The sequence below is a fragment of the Candidatus Endoriftia persephonae genome, from assembly GCF_023733635.1.
In the GTDB taxonomy this organism is placed as follows: Bacteria; Pseudomonadota; Gammaproteobacteria; order Chromatiales; family Chromatiaceae; genus Endoriftia; species Endoriftia persephonae.
Genome location: NZ_CP090569.1, coordinates 3242501 through 3259539 on the forward strand (window position 1 = coordinate 3242501; position 17039 = coordinate 3259539).

The following is a 17039-nucleotide window of genomic DNA, read 5'->3' on the forward strand; positions in this document are numbered from 1 at the left end:
CGTTCGCCCCGTAAAGAGCCGCGCATTATACGGCCATCTTCCTCCCCGTCAAGACCTTATGCCATCTAATTGCACCCCCTCCCCTTCAAGCCTCAAACCTCACCATCAAACCAGCGTTACACGCGCAAACCGACGCTTGCCTACCTGGCAGACAAACCCTTCGCCCGACTCAAGGCGCAACTTGGTATCGCCAATCTTCTCTCCGTCGATCTTTACTGCGCCCTGCTTGATCATGCGCATCGCCTCCGAGGTACTCTTCACCAGGCCGACATCTCTGAGCAGATTGGCGATCGGCAGGCCCTCACCAGCCGACAGCTCAAACTCCGGCATTTCATCCGGAATCTGCCCCTTTTGGAAACGCGAAACAAACGTTTGGTGCGCCGCCTCCGCCGCCGCCTCATCATGAAAGCGACCGACCAGCTCTTTTGCCAATAGAATCTTTACATCCCTGGGATTGAGGCCCTGTTCAATCTCTAGCCGCCATGATTCTATCTCTGACATCGGCCTGAAGCTCAGCAATTCCAGATAGCGCCACATCAGATCATCAGAGATCGACATGATCTTGCCGAACATATCCTCCGGCGCATCGGTGATGCCGATGTAGTTGCCAAGCGACTTGGACATCTTCTGCACCCCGTCCAGCCCCTCGAGGATTGGCATGGTCAGAATCACCTGCTGCTCCTGACCGTATTGCCGCTGCAACTCCCGCCCCACCAGCAGATTGAACTTCTGGTCAGTACCACCGAGCTCTACATCGGCCTTCAGCGCCACAGAGTCATAACCCTGTACTAATGGATAGAGAAACTCGTGGATCGCGATCGATTGCCCGGAACTGTAACGCTTACTGAAATCATCCCGCTCCAGCATCCGCGCGACATTATACTTGCCGGCCAGCTGGATCAGGTCAGCGGCCCGCATCTCCCCCATCCAGGAGGAGTTAAAGACAATCGTCGTCCGCTCCGGATCAAGGATCTTGAAGATCTGGTGCTCGTAGGTCTGAGCATTCTCCAGCACCTGCTCCCGAGTCAGGGCAGGCCGGGTCGCGCTCTTACCTGTCGGATCGCCGATCATCGCAGTGAAATCGCCAACCAGGAACAACACCTCATGACCCAGCTCCTGAAACTGGCGCAGCTTATTCACCAATACCGTGTGCCCGATATGCAGATCCGGCGCCGTCGGATCAAATCCCGCCTTCACTCGCAGTGGCTTACCCCTCTTCAGCTTTTCAACCAGCAGATCTTCCGGCAGCACCTCATCGGTACCCCGCAAAATAGTTTCCAGCGCCGCATCTATATCCGCCATCAAGCCCACCTAGAAAGTCAAATAATTGGCCGCCAACTCTACTAAAATGATTCCCAAAATATAAGTTTAGCGAACCGTGCCCAACAACCTCACTTGCCCCGGCCCGATGCTTTCTTGTATTTTTCCCAAATTATCCATCTCATCACGCCTCAATTCAGGCCTATGCGCGATTTCAAAAATTTCCGCTTGGAAAGCCGGCGCTCTCGCCGATCTCCGCTTCTGCGACTGCTTGTTGGCGGCGCAATCCTGATTGCCGCAGGCGTCGGCCTTCTACTCTGGCAAGTTAGCGGGGGCCAGCCAGCGCCAGCGCCAGCGCCAGCGCCCAGCGCACCACAGCCCGACAGCAATATCCAGAAGAAACCCAGCAGGCAGATCACTCTGCCGCTTAAGCTGCCCGACCTGGGGGATGAAAGCAGCTCGACCACCCTGCCAGCACCACCTCCCACCGCCAAGCCCAGGCGGAGCGAGCAACCCGCCGCACAGCCCAGCACAACCACCCGTACCAAGAGCATCGTCACTCAAGCACCTGCACTGGATCGGGAGAGTCTCAGCTGGAGCAACCACACCATCCGTTCCGGCGATACCCTCTCAAGCATCTTTTCCGAACAGGCGCTCAGTCCGACCCTGCTGCACCGTATCGTCAACTCATCAAAAACCGCCAAGCAACTCACCCACATCAAGCCGGGAGAGACCCTGCGAATCGGCCGCGACAGCAGCAACGCATTCCGCTCGCTGATCCTCGATCACGACCGCATCAACAGCCTGATTATCGAAATTGAAGGTGACAGCTTCAGCGCCCGCACAGATACCAAACAGGTGGAGCGCCGCACCACCCATCGCAGCGCCACCATCCAGGACTCACTCTATCTGAGCGCCAAACAGGCAGGACTGCCGGAATCAGTGATCATGGAGCTGGCCAATATCTTCGGCTGGGACATCGATTTCGCTCTGGAGATCCGCAGTGGCGACCACTTCAGCGTGATCTGGGAGGAGGAGTTCCTGAACGGCGACAAACTGCGCGACGGCGCCATCCTCGCCGCCGAGTTCGTCAATCAGGGGCGCCGTTATCGCGCCCTGCGTTATACCGACGAGAGCGGCCACTCCGACTACTTCACCCCGGAGGGGCGCAGCATGCGCAAGGCCTTCCTGCGCGCACCGGTGGATTTCCGCCGCATCTCCTCCCGCTTCACCAGGGCCCGCTGGCATCCGGTACTCGGTAAAAAACGCCCGCATCGCGGCGTCGACTACTCCGCCAAGATCGGCACTCCAATCAAGGCCGCCGGCGACGGCAAAATCATCCACCGCGGCCGCAAGGGTGGTTATGGCCGCACCGTCATCATCCAGCACGGGCAACGCTACACCACGCTCTATGCTCATCTCTCCCGCTACAATAAAAAGGCGAAGAGTGGCAGCCGGGTAAAACAGGGGCAGATCATCGGCTATGTGGGCAAGAGCGGGCTCGCCACCGGGCCACACCTGCACTACGAATTTCGTGTCAACGGCGTCCACCGCAACCCGCTGACCGTCAAACTCCCCGCCGCCCAGCCGATCGCAAAAAAGTACCGCGCCGATTTCGAAATGAAGAGCCTGGATCTCCTGGCTCAGCTGGAGACTCTCAGCCGCACAATGCTCGCGGATGCCAACTGAGGCGCTCTATATCGGCCTGATGTCGGGCACCAGCATGGATGGCATCGACGCCGTGCTGGTCGACCTGGCCGGCGCGGCCCCAAGTCTACGCGCCAGCCACAGCCACCCCTATCCTGACAAACTGCGGACAGAACTGGCCGCGCTGACCACCCCGGGCGAGAATGAGATCGACCGGATGGGCCAGCTCGACATTCGCGTCGGTCGCTGTTTTGCCGAAGCGGTGAATGCCCTGCTCGAGGTGAGCAACTGCCCGACCGAATCGATCACCGCAATTGGCAGCCATGGCCAGACCATCCGCCACCGCCCCGGCTTCACTGTGCCGTTTACCCTGCAGATCGGCGACCCTAACACCATCAGCCAGGGCACCGGCATCACTACGGTGGCAGATTTTCGCCGCCGCGACATGGCGGCAGGTGGCGAGGGGGCCCCGCTGGTCCCCGCCTTTCATGAAGTGGTGCTGCGAAGCCACCAACGCAACAGGGTAATCCTCAACCTCGGCGGCATCGCCAACATCACCTGGCTACCCGCCGACCCTGCGGCCACGATTGTGGGCTTCGATACCGGCCCAGCCAACGTGCTGCTCGACCAGTGGATCGAACATCAGCTTGGGAAGTGCTATGACCAGGACGGCGCCCTGGCAGCCAGCGGCAGAGTCGACCAAAAACTGTTGAACCAACTCTTGCAGGAGCCCTATTTTCAACGCGATCTGCCGAAAAGCACTGGCACAGACCATTTCAATCTGACATGGCTGGAAGCTCATCCGCAAGCACATGAGCTATCAGTGGAAACAGTACAGAGCACCCTAGTCGAGCTCACAGCAGTCAGCGTGACGCAAGCGGTGACGCGTCACTGCCCCCAAGCCAATGAGATGTTGGTGTGCGGCGGCGGTGTGCACAACCGTTTTCTGCTCTCCCGGTTGCGTGCCCACGCAGGCCGCATGAAGGTCACCAGTACCGCCGATGTCGGCGTGGATCCGGACTGGATCGAGGCCACCGCCTTTGCCTGGCTCGCCCAGCGCACCCTGAAACAGCTGCCCGGCAACCTCCCAAGCGTCACTGGCGCGAGTCAGCCGGTGATCCTGGGCGGCATCTACCCTGCCTGATCCGACAGATTTCAAGCACAAAAAAGGGCGCCGAAGCGCCCATTTTGCAGCCTGAATCCAGGCTCAAACAGAGAAGGAAGAACCGCAGCCACAAGTGGTGCTGGCGTTGGGGTTGCGAATCACAAACTGGGAGCCCTGCAGCCCCTCAGTGTAATCCACCTCGGCCCCGCCCAGGTACTGCATGCTCATCGGATCAATCAGCAAGGTCACCCCGTCGGTTACCACCTTAGCATCCCCCTCGCCTTCATTCTCATCGAAGCTGAAGCCGTACTGAAAACCGGAACAGCCTCCACCCTGGATATAGATGCGCAACATCAGATCCGGGTTGCCCTCCTCTTTGATCAGCTCAGAGACCTTGGCGGCAGCGGCCGAAGTAAAGACCAAAAGAGATTCATTGCTTGCTTCTACGGTACCCATCTTCGATAACCTACCATTCGCTTAGCCGGAGCACCGGCACGTGAGACAATGACGGAAGTATGCTTTAACCAAGGATTTCAATCAAGTATTTGGGATCTGCAGGCCTTCTCAGGAACTCGCCGACAACTCATCTCCCGACAGTTCATCCTGATCGACCGCAGGCTCATCATAGCCAAGCCGGCGCGGCTCTGCGTCCTGCGAATGCACCAGTTGGCCATTCACCTCCGCACCCATCGACATCTCCAACAGATCATAGCAGACCGTGCCGGTCACCCGCGCCTTGGGCGCCAGTTCCACCCGATTGCTGGCAAACACATCACCGATCACCCTGCCATTCAGCATCAGGTTGGTGACCCGCACATCCCCCTCAATGGTGCCAGATTCACTCACTGTCAGGGCCGCCTTCTCACCCCCTTCCGAGGTGACATTGCCCTTGATGGTGCCGTCAATGTGGAGACCGCCACTAAAGGTCACGTCACCCAGGATGTGGGTGCCTTTACCGATTACTGTGGCTATCTTGGGGGCTCGAAATCGTGGTCTTCTCATTACCGTACCTCGGAATATCTATTTCTATCTCAGGAAACTGGCGACCAGGGATAACTCTCACTGACTGGCGCCAGCCGCTTACCGCTGGGTTTCACCTCGATGATCAGCCGGGCCGGCTCGAAACCCTCGGGCAGGCGCAACACACCCTCTATATTCTGAAAGTAGCGAAAACGCATCTTGATGCTCGCACTACTTTTGTCCGCGAGTGCATCCAGGTTGTAGGTGGCTACCTTGCCATCCTGCACCCCCTCAACGCTGATCAGAATCCGCCCTTTGGCGACCTGACCATTCTTCAGCACCTGGCTAACCGTAAACTTGTAATTAAATTGCCCAGCCTCCAGCCCCGGCTCAAGCTTAAAGCCCTGCACCTTGAGCCCCTCTTTTTTCTTGCTGGTGGAGACGATGCCACGCAGGAAGACCAGCTCCTCCTCCATCTTCAATCGCTCATCCTGCAACGCCTCGATCTCCGCTTTGACCGACGCCAACGCTTTCTTGTCAACCTGTGCCGCCTGCTCCGCCATGGTCAGCTGGCGGCGCAAATCATTGCGCTCCGCCTCAACCACGGCCAGCTGCTGCTGCATCTCAGCATGTGTCTGAAGCGTCTCTGACGAGAGCCGCTCACCGCCCAACTGATAACCGCCCCAGCCGGCGGCAGCAAGCAACATCAGCACTAGCAACACCCCCCAGGTTCGTCCGATCGACGTTTTGTTTGCGACGATCTTCGGTGAACTGAATCTCTCTTTAGCTTTCATAGCCCCTCACGGCAGCAACGCGACTTGCTCAAGACCCGCATCCTCTGCCAACCCAAACATCAGATTCATATTTTGTACCGCCTGACCCGCAGCTCCCTTGACCAGATTATCGATCACCGTGGAGATCACCACCACATCACCATCCAACGGCCGATGCACCGCGATCCGGCAGTGGTTCACCCCACGTACGCTGCGGGTCTCAGGGTGTGATCCCGCCGGCATCACATCGACAAACGGCTCGTCGGCGTAGCGTTTTTCGAAAAGCGCCTGCAGATCCACCGAGACATCCTTCAGCCGGGCATAAAGCGTCGCCTCGATGCCCCGGATCATCGGTACCAGATGAGGCACAAAGGTCAACCCCACATCGCCCCCCGACGCCCGCATCAGGGTCTGGCGAATCTCCGGCTGATGACGATGCCCAGGGATCGCATAGGCCTTGAAGCTCTCACCGGTCTCGCCCATCAGGGCGGCGACACTGGCGCCACGACCCGCGCCGCTAACACCCGACTTGGTGTCAGCAACCAGATGATCCAGCTCGATCAGCCCCTGCTCCACCAGAGGCAGGAAGCCCAATCCCACCGCAGTAGGATAACAGCCGGGATTAGCCACCAAGCGTGCCTGCTTCACAGCTTCACGGTTCACCTCGGGCAGACCATAGACCGCCTCGGCGAGCCGTTCAGGACAAGCGTGCTGCATGCCGTACCACTTTTCCCAGAGCGCCTGGTCGCTGATCCGGAAATCGGCGGCCAGATCGATCACCCGGACACCGGCCTCCAGCAGCTCAGGTACCTGCTGCATGGCGATGCCATTGGGGGTGGCGAAGAACACCAGATCGCAGCTCGCAAGTAGCGCCGGATCGGGTTCGGTGAAGGCTAGATCTAGATGCCCGCGCAGATTGGGAAACAGATCTGCCACCGGACGCCCGGCCTCGGAACGAGAGGTAATCACCACCACCTGGACTGCCGAATGATTCACCAGCAGGCGCAGCAGCTCCACTCCGGTATAGCCCGTCCCCCCAACGATACCCACCTTGATCATAGCCACCTGCGCCCTCTCTACGATTATTACAGAGCTCGCCATCATACGGAGAGGAGAAAAAAATCGGAAGTGTGCAACCAGTTTGGCCGGGCATTTCCCCAGTGGCGTTGGAAAGACCGCCACCATCCCCCATAGTAAAGAGATGGGCGATACGACACGGATCATCTAAATGGAAACCATCGAGATACTGGCATTAACACTCGGCGCCGGCTGGGCCGCGGGCATCAATCTCTACGCCGCAGTCTTTATGCTAGGTTATCTGGGGGCAACCGGAGACATAATACTGCCACCAGGGCTGGAGGTGCTGTCTGACCCGCTGGTGATGGGGGTAGCAGGCATCATGTACTGCATCGAGTTCTTTGCCGACAAGACCCCCGGCGTCGATACCGGTTGGGACGTGCTGCACACCTTTGTGCGCATCCCCGCCGGCGCCATCCTGGCCGCCGGGGCCGCCAGCGGCTTCGAGGTGTCGGAAGCGGCACAACTGGCTGCAGCGCTTGCCGGCGGCACCCTGGCGGCCGGCAGCCACCTGACCAAGGCCAGCTCCCGGGTACTGATCAACACCTCACCAGAACCCGTCACCAACTGGGCCGCATCGATTGCAGAGGATCTAGTGGTGATCGGCGGCCTCTGGACCGCACTCCATTATCCGCTGACCTTCCTCGTCCTGCTGGCACTCTTTATCCTGCTCGTCGCCTGGCTGCTACCGAAGATCTGGCGGACCCTGAAAAAGCTCATACATCGGCTAGGCGAGCTGTTCCGCCGAAAGGGAAGGGACGTAGAGCCACGCCGTCGGAAGGATATCCTGCAACAGCTCTACCACGATGCCGGCGAAAAGGGGGATCGATCGGGCTGAGCCGAAACAAATTGCTCAACCTAGCAACCGCGCCGCCTCGGCAGCCGAACGCTGTAGACTGTCCTCAATCGAAACCCCAGCAAACCAGTTGCCGGTAAGCGCCAACGAATCACCCGCCAACAGACGGTCCACCGTCTCGATGATCCCGGCATGCCCCAACCTCAGCGCCGGTAAACGATTTTGATGGGCGACCTGATCGAGCAGCGCAGCCCGCTCGACCCCCAACACCTGGCAGATCTGCTGCACCTTCCCCTCATCATCGAGCACTCCGGGGTGGAAGTGAAAGGTGAAGGCACGATAATTGGGATCGGGGACCGGATCCCGGGAGACCGCCGAATAGAAATCCCCATCCCGCCCGATGATACCGGCCACCGGCTCCAGACTCAGGCTCTCCGCCTTCAGCAGCACCGCCAGTGACTCGACCTCTGCCATCTGCACCGCTCCAATCTGTTCGGCCAGCTCAGGCCGCAACTGCCGTAACAGTTTGGCCGCCTGATCCGGGGCGATCGCCAGCGCCAGTTTGCGGGCAGCGAAACGCGAGCCATCAGCTGTCTCGACCTGAAACCCCTCTGCACTCTGTTCGATCCGCACCACCGGCTGGTCACAACGCAGATCCAGACCCGCGGCAACTATGCCATCGATAAAACTCTGCACCCCGCGGGGCCCGGTATAGCTGCGCAGGATCTCCTTGCGCCTGGATTTCTTGCGGAACAGACTCTCGGCAGGAATATCATCCGCCGGCTGACAGGCCACCGCATCCAACGCTGGGCCGAGAAAACGCTGGTAGTTATGCCGCCCGATGATGCCGCCAAAATAGTCCCGCACACTGCGCCCCGCCTTCTTCGACAACAGGAGCCGTAGCGGCACAGCAGAAAGCTCCAACCAGTTGAACTGCGAGGCGATCGACTTGATGGCGTTGCCAACCCAGAGCCGATAGGGTTGTTTCTGCTTCGCCTGCAGACTCTGCAACTGTCCTGACTGCTCCAGCATCTGCAGCAGATTGCCGTAGCTGTTGTAGCAAGTATGCGCGCCCAACTCTGCCCACACTGCACCTTCGGGCCGCTCAAAACAGTGGCTGCGCAGACAGCCACCCGGCTGCCTCGAGGCCTCCAGCACCAGCGCCTGCAAGCCCCGGTTGCGGGCAAAATGAGCCATCCCCAGACCACTAATGCCGCCGCCTATCACCACCAGATCGATCAACTTGCCACTCATTGCCATTCGCTCCTGATTCAACGCTCGGCAAGCATAGGGGGCGACTTCAGCCCATGCAATCCGTCACCCCAACTTTTCTTTAGGCATAAAAAAACCTGCAGGGCAAATGCCATGCAGGCTTTTCCGACAACCGAGTGCTAACCCAATCAGCCGCACCCACCACCTTGAGAAGAGCCGCAGGAGCCACAACCACTGCCGCCCACCGGCTGCATGTTATTGAAGACGAAGCTCTGATTGCCGTCACCACGATCAACGAAGTCGATCTCCACGCCGCGCAGATACTGCATGGTACCGTCGTCCACGATGACCTTGAAGCCTTCGCATGCCAGCACGCCGTCGTTGTCGTTGATGGCATCGCTGAAGGTCATACCGAAACTGACACCGCTGCAGCCGCCTGGGGTGGCAAATACCCGGACGCCTTCGATATTGTCCTCAACCTGCTGAAACAGCTCGCCCATCTTCTCCTGGGCAATCGCGGTCAGAGTCAGGTCACTCTCTGTCAGGGTATTCATACTCATGCCGGATCTCCTAAAAAATTCGATAAAGGTCGGGGAGTCTAGCAAGGATCGCTCGGCAAATCATCCAAAACCCAGCAAGCCGGCGGGTTATGGCGCGTTAGAGTCCTATCCGGCACTCCCGCTCAGAGCCAACTCAGAGGTCGATCTGATAGCTTGAGCGCAGCTCGTACAGATGGCGTTGCGCATTGATCAGATGCCGCCCCCAGTGGAGATGGTAACCGACGCGCAGCCCCTCCAGAGCCTGTGACGGTTCGCCCTCCATCAGGTTGAGCCCCTCCTTGAGCTCGCAGTAGATATCGGTCAGGTCATCCGCCAAACTGCCGCTCTTCGACTGGCCATCTTCGGCCACATCGAACTCCAGCCAATAGCTGTCTTTTTCACCCAACAGACTGCGCAACTTGCTGTAGAACTCAAAACGGGCATCCAGGTCGACCCGAGTATGGCGTTTACTCACCAGACCGACAGTCCCCAGCGCCGAGACCGCGGCATGCAGCCGAGGCAACAGCGCCGCCACCAGCTCAATCCACTGCTCATCGATATACTCCACGGTCTCGACCATCTCGCAGTAGTCACGCGCGACATTAGCCAGCTCTCTATGTTGTGGACTCATAGAATTCCCTCCCTCTCAGTGGCCCAAAGCCAGACTTCTGCCCAGGCCAACTCCGCTAGAACTTCAACAGGACAGGTAAGCCCCCTGCCTGATAAAACGGTTTTAGTAATTAGGCAGTGTAGCAGGCAGTACCCCGCTGACCAGCCAAACGGCCACTCGGCGAAGATTCCAGTATACAATCCGCCGATGCACACTCTCCCTCCCAAAATCCCAGTGATACTAGCGATTGGCGGCCACGACCCCGGCGGAGGTGCCGGCATCCAGGCCGACATCGAAGCGGTCGCTGCCAACGGCTGCCACTGCACCAGCGCGATCACCTGCATCACCTTTCAGGACAGCTGCAACGTGCAGGCGCTAGCCCCGCTGCCCGCCCAACAGGTGCTCGCCCAGGTCGAGGCGGTACTGGCGGACTGCCGGGTTAGGGCGATCAAGATCGGCCTGATCGGCAGCGTCGAGATCACCGAGGCGCTGGCCGGGCTGCTCGAATCCCACCCACAGATCCCGCTGGTGCTCGACCCGGTACTGGCCGCCGGCGGTGGCACTCCGCTCGCGGGACAGCTGCTGCTGGAAACGATCCGCCAGCGGCTGCTGCCGCTGACCACCCTGATCACCCCCAACAGCCCGGAGGCGCGACGTCTCGCCGACGGCCCGCAGACACTGGAGCAGTGTGCAACGCAGCTGTTGCAGCAAGGCAGCCAGGGAGTGCTGATCACCGGCACCCACGAGGCCGATGAGCAGGTGATCAACACTCTCTACCTCGCCGACGGTCGCCGCCAGCGCTCCAATTGGCAGCGGCTGCCCGGCGAATATCACGGCTCCGGCTGTACCCTGGCCGCCGCTGTCGCCGCCGGGCTGGCGCAGGGGAAGTCGCTGGAAGATGCGGTCAACGCTGCTCTCACGTTCACCTGGCAAAGCTTGGCCCAGGGCTTCCGTAGCGGCCGCTGCCAATCCCTGCCCAACCGGCTCTATCGACTGGAAAGAGGTTTCAAGCATGACTAGGGACGATCGATTGCGCGGTCTTTATGCCATCACCGATCCCAAGCTGGGGGGCGAACTGCCACTGCCACAACAGGTCGAACAGGCCCTGCAGGGCGGCGCCCGGGTGATCCAATATCGCGACAAGGGCGATGATCCGGTGCGCCGCCTGGCCGAGGCACAGACCCTAGCCGGCTGCTGCCACCGACACAACGCCCTGTTACTAATCAATGATGATGTGGCGCTGGCCCTGGCCAGCGACGCCGACGGCGTACATCTGGGCCGTAACGATGCCGACATCGAGCAGGCCCGCGCCCAACTCGGTGAGTGCGCCATCATCGGCGTCTCCTGCTACAACCAGCTACAGCTGGCGCAACAGGCCAGCGCAGCCGGGGCCGATTATGTCGCCTTCGGCCGCTTCTTCCCCTCACAGACAAAACCCGGAGCGGTGCAGGCCGAGCCACTGCTGCTGCGCCAGGCACGCCACGAGATCGACCTGCCGCTGGTTGCCATCGGCGGCATTACGCCGGAGAATGGCCGGCCATTAATAGATGCAGGCGCCGACATGCTGGCAGTGATCCACGCCATCTTCGGCCAGCCCGACATCAAAACCGCCTGCCAGGCCTTTCAATCCCTATTCCAAGCGGAGGATTCACCCACATGAGCAGCTCCCACGACCTCTTTGCCCAGGCCCAGCAACACATCCCCGGCGGCGTCAACTCGCCGGTGCGGGCGTTTCGTGGCGTGGGGGGTGACCCGGTATTTATCGACTGCGCCGCCGGCCCCTATATCTTCGACCCGGAGGGCAAACGCTACATCGACTATGTGGGCTCCTGGGGGCCGATGATCCTCGGCCACGCCCACCACGAGGTGATCGAGGCCGTCGCCGCCATCATCAGCAAGGGACTGAGCTTCGGCGCCCCCACCGAGCTGGAGACCCGCATGGCCGACAAGGTCTGCGAGCTAGTGCCGAGCATGGACATGGTGCGCATGGTCAGCTCCGGCACCGAGGCGACCATGTCGGCAATCCGCCTCGCCCGCGGTTACACCGGCCGCGACAAGATCATCAAATTCGAGGGCTGCTACCACGGTCACTCCGACTCGCTGCTGGTGAAGGCCGGTTCCGGCATGCTGACCCTGGGCGAGCCCAGCTCACCCGGCGTGCCCGCGGCCTTAGCCGAGCACACGCTGACCCTCAGCTACAATGACAGCGAACAGGTCAAAGAGACCTTCGAGCTAATCGGCGACGAGATCGCCTGCATCATCGTCGAGCCGGTGGCCGGCAACATGAACTGCATCCCGCCGCAGCCTGGCTTCCTCGAGACCCTGCGCGAACTCTGCGACCAGCACGGCACTGTGCTGATCTTCGACGAGGTAATGACTGGCTTTCGCGTGGCACTGGGTGGCGTGCAAGGCCTCTACGGCATCAGCCCCGACCTGACCACACTAGGCAAGGTAATCGGCGGCGGCATGCCGGTGGGCGCCTTCGGCGGCAAGCGTGAGATCATGGAGCAGATTGCCCCCCTCGGTCCGGTTTACCAGGCCGGCACCCTCTCCGGCAACCCGGTGGCCATGACCGCCGGGCTGAAAACTCTGGAGCTGATCGCCGAGCCCGGCTTCTTCGACGCCCTCTCCGCCAAGGTCGAGACCCTGGTCAACGGCATCATGGCTCAGGCCCATTTTGCCGGTATCCCGCTGGCGGAGAACCATGTCGGCGGCATGTTCGGTCTGTTCTTCACCGATGCCGACAAGGTCAGCGACTTCGCTGGCGCCACCGCCTGCGATCAGGAGCGCTTCAAGGCCTTCTACCACGCCATGCTGAAGCGCGGCATCTACCTCGCCCCCTCCTCTTATGAAGCAGGCTTTGTCTCCGCCGCCCACTCCGACGAGGATATCCAAAACACCATCGAGGCCGCCGCAGAGGCTTTCACCGAGATCGCCTGACCGCCGTGGGTGTGGTGAGCCTGTGAACCGCATCGGTTGCGTTCGGCAATCCAGCCCCTCGATCGATGCGCTTCGTTCCTCACCGCACCCTACACAGGCTCTGGCTATAATCCCTCGCCATGGGTGAGTATCTCCAGCTGGTTATCGATTGGGTCGCCCAGCACAGCCTCTGGGCCGGCTGGCTGGTGTTCCTGGTGGCGTTTGCCGAATCGGTGGCGATTCTCGGTCTGCTAGTGCCGGGGGTGGTATTGATGTTCGGCTTCGGCGCGCTGATCGCCAACGGTGCGCTGACCTTCTGGCCGGTGTTCGGCTGGGCAGTGGCCGGCGCAGTAGCCGGGGATAGCCTGAGCTTCTGGCTGGGGCACCGCTACCAGACGCACCTCTACCAGCTCTGGCCCTTCCGCCGCCACCCCCGGTCGCTGCAGCAGGGGGTGCATTTTTTCGAGCGATATGGCGGCAAGAGCGTCGCCTTCGGGCGCTTTTTCGGCCCAGTGCGGGCAGTAATCCCACTGGTGGCGGGGATGCTGAAGATGCCCCCCTGGCGCTTCCTCATCGCCAATCTGCTCTCGGCACTGGTCTGGGCCCCTGCCTATCTGCTGCCGGGCATCGTGTTCGGCGCCTCGCTGGAGCTGGCCTCAGAGGTCGCCTTCCGCCTGGTGGCCTGGCTGCTGATCTTCGCCGCCGCGCTGTGGATCGTTCTCATCGTCTCGCGGGGAATCTTCCGCCTGCTGCAACCCCACACCAGCCGTATCGTTCAGGCACTCCTGCAGTGGGGACGTGCCCATCGCGGTTTCGCTGAGATCGCCGCCGCTCTGGGCGATCCGGATCACCCTGAGTCACGGGGGCTGGCGATACTGGCCAGCCTGCTGTTGCTGAGCACACTGCTGTTTCTGCTGCTCTCCGGGCTGATCACTAGCGGCGGCCTATTCGACGGGCCTGACCTCGCCATCCACAGCGCCCTGCAGAGCCTGCGCACCCCCTGGGCCGACAGCCTGATGGTCTACCTCACCCGCCTCGGCGACCTGCCGCTGATACTGGGTTTTGCCCTGGCGGTGGCTGCGCTACTGGCATTGCAGGGCAACTGGCGGGCACTCGGCTACTGGGGGGCGGCGCTAGGCTTCGGATTGCTGATGCCGATGCTGCTGAAATATGGCCTGCGTGTACCGCGCCCCGAGCCGCGCATCGAGGGGCTCAGCCCTTGGGCCTTCCCCAGCGCCCATGTGCTGCGCAGCCTGACCCTCTACGGCTTCTTCGCGGTGATGATTGCGCGCACCCTCTACCGGGAGTGGCGCTGGATCCCCTACAGCCTGGTGACGCTACTGGTCTTCGCAGTGGCGCTGTCACGACTCTATCTGGGTGTGCACTGGCTGAGCGACATAATCGGTAGTCTGCTGCTCGGGCTGGCCTGGATCTCGGCACTGGGGCTTGCCTACCACCGCCATTTGGCGGCGGAGACCCATGCCAACCGCTTCATGTTCGCCTCCGCTCTGGCACTGAGCACGCTCTTCGCCATCGACAGCTGGCAGAACCACTCTGAAAAACTGCAGCGCTACCAGCCGCTACCAGCCACTGAGGTGATCAGCCAAGCTGAGTGGCTGGCCGATGATGGCAGCCTAATCCCCCGGCAACGCCATGATATCCGTGCCCGATTGGACCACCCGCTCAATCTGCAGCTGATCGGCGATCCGGCGCAGCTGCTGGATCAGCTGCAGGCACAGGGCTGGCGACCAGCCACAAGGTTAGACTGGGGCAATGCGCTGCAGCTGCTCTCCCCCTCGCTACCACTGCAGCAGCTGCCGCTGCTGCCCCAGGTGCACGATGGCCGGCACGAGTCGATCAGCTGGGAGAGGCCGCTGCCAGAGGGCGGACGACTGGTGCTGCGGCTCTGGTCGAGCCATTTTCGGGTCGCGCCGGACGACCGGCCGCTCTGGATCGGCAACGTTTCGCAGCAGATCCGGCCCGATCTGGCAGGGCTGCTTAGCCTGCCGCAGACCGATAGCGATTTCCTCAACCCGCTCAGGATCTTAGAGCAGGATCTCGGCCCCATCAAAGCGCTCGAATCCCATCGCAACGAGGCACTGCTGCGATTGATACTACCGAACACCCACCGGACTCCATCGCAATAACACCAAGCAATGGGTTCAACTACAGCCAAGCCATGCCGACAACCTCGGATAGTTGAATCTATACTTAATTTCAGGCCAGGCTGGGCGACCGGGCAGGTTGGCCGCCCCTTCGCAAAGCCAACGCCAAACCAGCGTCAGGAAGTATGAAACGCAAGCCCCCCAGCATCCCCCTCTACCACCTTTTGCTACCACTGTTGGGTCTGCTCCTTCTGATCGCCACAGCATCGCCCATCCAGGCCGCCGGCAATACAGAAATCAGGCCAGAGGTACGCATCGGCGTGTTGGCGAAGCGCGGCCAGGCCAAGACCCATGCCAAGTGGGATGCCACCGCCGACTATCTTAACCAGCGACTACCCAGGTACCGGTTCCGCATCGTGCCGATGCTGTTCGACGACATTCCGATCCTGGTGAAAAACGATCTGGTGGACTTCGTCATCGTCAACTCTGGCATCTTTGTTGATCTGTCGATCAAGTTTGGCGTGCGCCGCATCCTCACCCTGACCAATCGCCTCACCACCGAGGCCGACAACTCCCAATTTGGCAGCGTCATCTTCACCCATCGGGAGAACCATTCGATCCGTGGCCTGAGCGATCTGAAGAAGAAGCGCATCGCTGCAGTTCACGCCACCTCACTGGGGGGCTGGATCATGGCCCTGGACACCATATTGAACACCGGTCTGAAACGGGGAGAACTGGGTCCAGTGGCGTTTTACAACACCCACGACGCAGTGGCCCAGGCGGTGCTGGAAGGCAACGCCGAGGTCGGCGTGGTGCGCTCGGACACCCTCGAGCGAATGGCCAAGGAGGGCAAACTCGAGATCAGCATGCTGCGGGTCATCAACCCCCAACGTCACCCCAATTTCCCACTGCTCATCAGCACCCCGCTCTATCCAGAGTGGCCGTTTGCCAAACTGCCGCAAACCTCTGACGATCTGGCACGACAGATCGCCATTGCGCTGCTGGAACTGCCACCGGAGCACCTCGCCGCCCGCAACGCACACATTACCGGCTGGACCATCCCAGAGAACTATCAATCGGTGCACGATCTGCTCAAACGACTCAGCATTGCACCCTACGATCAAGCCGATCAGATCGGCTTGCGCGCCATCATTCAGGCCTACGGGGGCTGGCTGCTTGGCCTGTTCGGCATCATCACCTTTCTACTCCTCCTGATATGGCGTATCGCCCGTCTCAACCGCACCCTCAAAGCCAACCAGCGAAACCTGATGCAGAATGAAGAGCAGTTACGTGTGACCTTTGAGCAGGCCGCGGTGGGCATCGCACACCTCACACTCAACGGCGCCTTCCTGAAACAGAATCAAAAGTTCTGCGAGATGACTGGCTACAGTGCCAGAGAGCTACACTCTCTCAATCTGAAGGAGCTGCTGCTTGCCGATGATCTTTCGACGGGACTGAGATATCTCAACGAGATTCGTCGCGGCGACACCAGACAGGGCGCGGTTGAGCTGCGTCTTAAACGGGCCGACCAAACTGCATTTTGGGCCCGGCTAAACATCTCCTGTGTGCGCGATATCAGCGGGCAGATCAAATATCTGGTGGTAGCCATCGACAACATTGACCCGATAAAACAACTGCAGGAGGAAAACCGGCTCAGCCAGAAGCAGCAGGAACTGATCCTGGAATTGGCCGGTGACGGCATTCTCGGCCTCGATCTGCAGGCCAACCACAGTTTCGTCAACCCGATGGCGGCCCGACTGCTGGGCTATGAGGTGGATGAGATGCTCGGGCGTAACAGCCACGCCATGTGGCACCACACTCGGGCCAACGGCGAGCCCTTCCCCGAAGGTGAATGCCCGATCGCCCGTGTGTTGCGCAATGGCGTGACACACCGCAGCAGCGATGCGCTGTTCTGGCGCAAGGATGGCGGCAGCTTCCACGCCGAGTACACCTGCACCCCGATCATCGAGGAGAAGAAAATAACGGGTGCGGTGGTGGTTTTTCGTGAGGTGTCCATCCTCTCACACAACAGCTAA

At 60.6% G+C, this 17039-nt stretch carries 16 protein-coding genes; 8 read left to right on the plus strand and 8 right to left on the minus strand.

Annotated elements, in window-relative coordinates:
- Positions 1-105: 105 nt before the first annotated feature.
- On the minus strand, positions 106-1302 hold the full coding sequence (gene tyrS / locus L0Y14_RS14655; RefSeq protein ID WP_251859222.1) for a tyrosine--tRNA ligase: 1197 nt from the start codon (positions 1300-1302) through the stop codon (positions 106-108).
- 162 nt (positions 1303-1464) lie between these two features.
- Between tyrS and L0Y14_RS14660 the strand changes: the two genes are divergently transcribed.
- Together L0Y14_RS14660 and L0Y14_RS14665 are read left to right on the plus strand one after the other, a co-directional pair.
- Positions 1465-2949, plus strand: coding sequence for an OapA family protein (locus tag L0Y14_RS14660; protein WP_006475071.1), 1485 nt, complete (start codon positions 1465-1467; stop codon positions 2947-2949).
- On the plus strand, positions 2939-4051 hold the full coding sequence (locus tag L0Y14_RS14665) for an anhydro-N-acetylmuramic acid kinase (RefSeq protein WP_005961667.1): 1113 nt from the start codon (positions 2939-2941) through the stop codon (positions 4049-4051). Before L0Y14_RS14660 ends, L0Y14_RS14665 begins: the two co-directional genes overlap by 11 nt.
- Before the next feature lie 63 nt (positions 4052-4114).
- Here the strand turns inward: L0Y14_RS14665 and erpA are convergent, their stop codons facing one another.
- The 4 genes from erpA to argC all read right to left on the minus strand — a co-directional run bounded on the left by erpA (position 4115) and on the right by argC (position 6804).
- Positions 4115-4468: an iron-sulfur cluster insertion protein ErpA gene (gene erpA / locus L0Y14_RS14670; protein ID WP_005961669.1), complete on the minus strand. Its 354-nt coding sequence runs from the start codon at positions 4466-4468 to the stop codon at positions 4115-4117.
- A 108-nt stretch (positions 4469-4576) separates the two neighbouring features.
- Entirely contained in the window at positions 4577-5014 is a 438-nt protein-coding gene (locus tag L0Y14_RS14675; RefSeq protein ID WP_005961671.1) for a bactofilin family protein, read from the minus strand.
- 29 nt (positions 5015-5043) lie between these two features.
- Positions 5044-5766 (minus strand): DUF6776 family protein, encoded by a 723-nt coding sequence (locus L0Y14_RS14680; protein ID WP_005961673.1) that lies wholly within the window; start codon positions 5764-5766, stop codon positions 5044-5046.
- A gap of 6 nt (positions 5767-5772) precedes the next feature.
- Positions 5773-6804, minus strand: coding sequence for an N-acetyl-gamma-glutamyl-phosphate reductase (gene argC / locus L0Y14_RS14685; protein WP_039960038.1), 1032 nt, complete (start codon positions 6802-6804; stop codon positions 5773-5775).
- A gap of 169 nt (positions 6805-6973) precedes the next feature.
- Between argC and L0Y14_RS14690 the strand changes: the two genes are divergently transcribed.
- Complete coding sequence (locus tag L0Y14_RS14690) at positions 6974-7660, plus strand: DUF4126 domain-containing protein (protein ID WP_005961677.1); 687 nt, start codon at positions 6974-6976, stop codon at positions 7658-7660.
- Positions 7661-7675: 15 nt separating this feature from the next.
- Here L0Y14_RS14690 and L0Y14_RS14695 read toward each other — a convergent pair whose 3' ends face one another.
- The 3 genes from L0Y14_RS14695 to L0Y14_RS14705 form a co-directional block, all read right to left on the minus strand.
- Positions 7676-8872: a protoporphyrinogen/coproporphyrinogen oxidase gene (locus tag L0Y14_RS14695; protein ID WP_006475075.1), complete on the minus strand. Its 1197-nt coding sequence runs from the start codon at positions 8870-8872 to the stop codon at positions 7676-7678.
- A gap of 146 nt (positions 8873-9018) precedes the next feature.
- Positions 9019-9390: a HesB/IscA family protein gene (locus L0Y14_RS14700; protein ID WP_006475076.1), complete on the minus strand. Its 372-nt coding sequence runs from the start codon at positions 9388-9390 to the stop codon at positions 9019-9021.
- 133 nt (positions 9391-9523) lie between these two features.
- Positions 9524-10000 carry a DUF5063 domain-containing protein gene (locus L0Y14_RS14705; protein WP_006475077.1) on the minus strand — a complete coding sequence of 159 codons (477 nt, stop codon included), beginning with the start codon at positions 9998-10000 and terminating at the stop codon, positions 9524-9526.
- Positions 10001-10213: 213 nt separating this feature from the next.
- Between L0Y14_RS14705 and thiD the strand changes: the two genes are divergently transcribed.
- The 5 genes from thiD (at position 10214) to L0Y14_RS14730 (ending at position 17039) form a co-directional block, all read left to right on the plus strand.
- Positions 10214-10999 carry a bifunctional hydroxymethylpyrimidine kinase/phosphomethylpyrimidine kinase gene (thiD, locus tag L0Y14_RS14710; RefSeq protein WP_006475078.1) on the plus strand — a complete coding sequence of 262 codons (786 nt, stop codon included), beginning with the start codon at positions 10214-10216 and terminating at the stop codon, positions 10997-10999.
- Positions 10992-11639, plus strand: coding sequence for a thiamine phosphate synthase (gene thiE, locus L0Y14_RS14715; protein WP_006475079.1), 648 nt, complete (start codon positions 10992-10994; stop codon positions 11637-11639). The genes thiD and thiE overlap by 8 nt, the downstream gene beginning before the upstream one ends.
- A complete protein-coding gene (hemL, locus tag L0Y14_RS14720) occupies positions 11636-12919 on the plus strand; it encodes a glutamate-1-semialdehyde 2,1-aminomutase (RefSeq protein WP_005961690.1) in 1284 nt (427 codons plus the stop codon). The genes thiE and hemL overlap by 4 nt, the downstream gene beginning before the upstream one ends.
- 119 nt (positions 12920-13038) lie before the next feature.
- Positions 13039-15045, plus strand: a complete 2007-nt coding sequence (locus tag L0Y14_RS14725) for a bifunctional DedA family/phosphatase PAP2 family protein (protein ID WP_005961692.1) — start codon at positions 13039-13041, stop codon at positions 15043-15045.
- A gap of 143 nt (positions 15046-15188) precedes the next feature.
- Complete coding sequence (locus tag L0Y14_RS14730) at positions 15189-17039, plus strand: PhnD/SsuA/transferrin family substrate-binding protein (RefSeq protein WP_006475080.1); 1851 nt, start codon at positions 15189-15191, stop codon at positions 17037-17039.

Bases quoted from the DNA above. Each gene is read 5' to 3' on its own strand.
- argC (WP_039960038.1), bottom strand. From the start codon at position 6,804: ATGATCAAGGTGGGTATCGTTGGGGGGACGGGCTATACCGGAGTGGAG.
- erpA (WP_005961669.1), bottom strand. From the start codon at position 4,468: ATGGGTACCGTAGAAGCAAGCAATGAATCTCTTTTGGTCTTTACTTCG.
- L0Y14_RS14675 (WP_005961671.1), bottom strand. From the start codon at position 5,014: ATGAGAAGACCACGATTTCGAGCCCCCAAGATAGCCACAGTAATCGGT.
- L0Y14_RS14695 (WP_006475075.1), bottom strand. From the start codon at position 8,872: ATGAGTGGCAAGTTGATCGATCTGGTGGTGATAGGCGGCGGCATTAGT.
- hemL (WP_005961690.1), top strand. From the start codon at position 11,636: ATGAGCAGCTCCCACGACCTCTTTGCCCAGGCCCAGCAACACATCCCC.
- tyrS (WP_251859222.1), bottom strand. From the start codon at position 1,302: ATGGCGGATATAGATGCGGCGCTGGAAACTATTTTGCGGGGTACCGAT.
- L0Y14_RS14690 (WP_005961677.1), top strand. From the start codon at position 6,974: ATGGAAACCATCGAGATACTGGCATTAACACTCGGCGCCGGCTGGGCC.
- L0Y14_RS14665 (WP_005961667.1), top strand. From the start codon at position 2,939: ATGCCAACTGAGGCGCTCTATATCGGCCTGATGTCGGGCACCAGCATG.
- L0Y14_RS14730 (WP_006475080.1), top strand. From the start codon at position 15,189: ATGAAACGCAAGCCCCCCAGCATCCCCCTCTACCACCTTTTGCTACCA.
- L0Y14_RS14660 (WP_006475071.1), top strand. From the start codon at position 1,465: ATGCGCGATTTCAAAAATTTCCGCTTGGAAAGCCGGCGCTCTCGCCGA.
- L0Y14_RS14705 (WP_006475077.1), bottom strand. From the start codon at position 10,000: ATGAGTCCACAACATAGAGAGCTGGCTAATGTCGCGCGTGACTACTGC.
- L0Y14_RS14680 (WP_005961673.1), bottom strand. From the start codon at position 5,766: ATGAAAGCTAAAGAGAGATTCAGTTCACCGAAGATCGTCGCAAACAAA.
- thiE (WP_006475079.1), top strand. From the start codon at position 10,992: ATGACTAGGGACGATCGATTGCGCGGTCTTTATGCCATCACCGATCCC.
- L0Y14_RS14725 (WP_005961692.1), top strand. From the start codon at position 13,039: ATGGGTGAGTATCTCCAGCTGGTTATCGATTGGGTCGCCCAGCACAGC.
- L0Y14_RS14700 (WP_006475076.1), bottom strand. From the start codon at position 9,390: ATGAGTATGAATACCCTGACAGAGAGTGACCTGACTCTGACCGCGATT.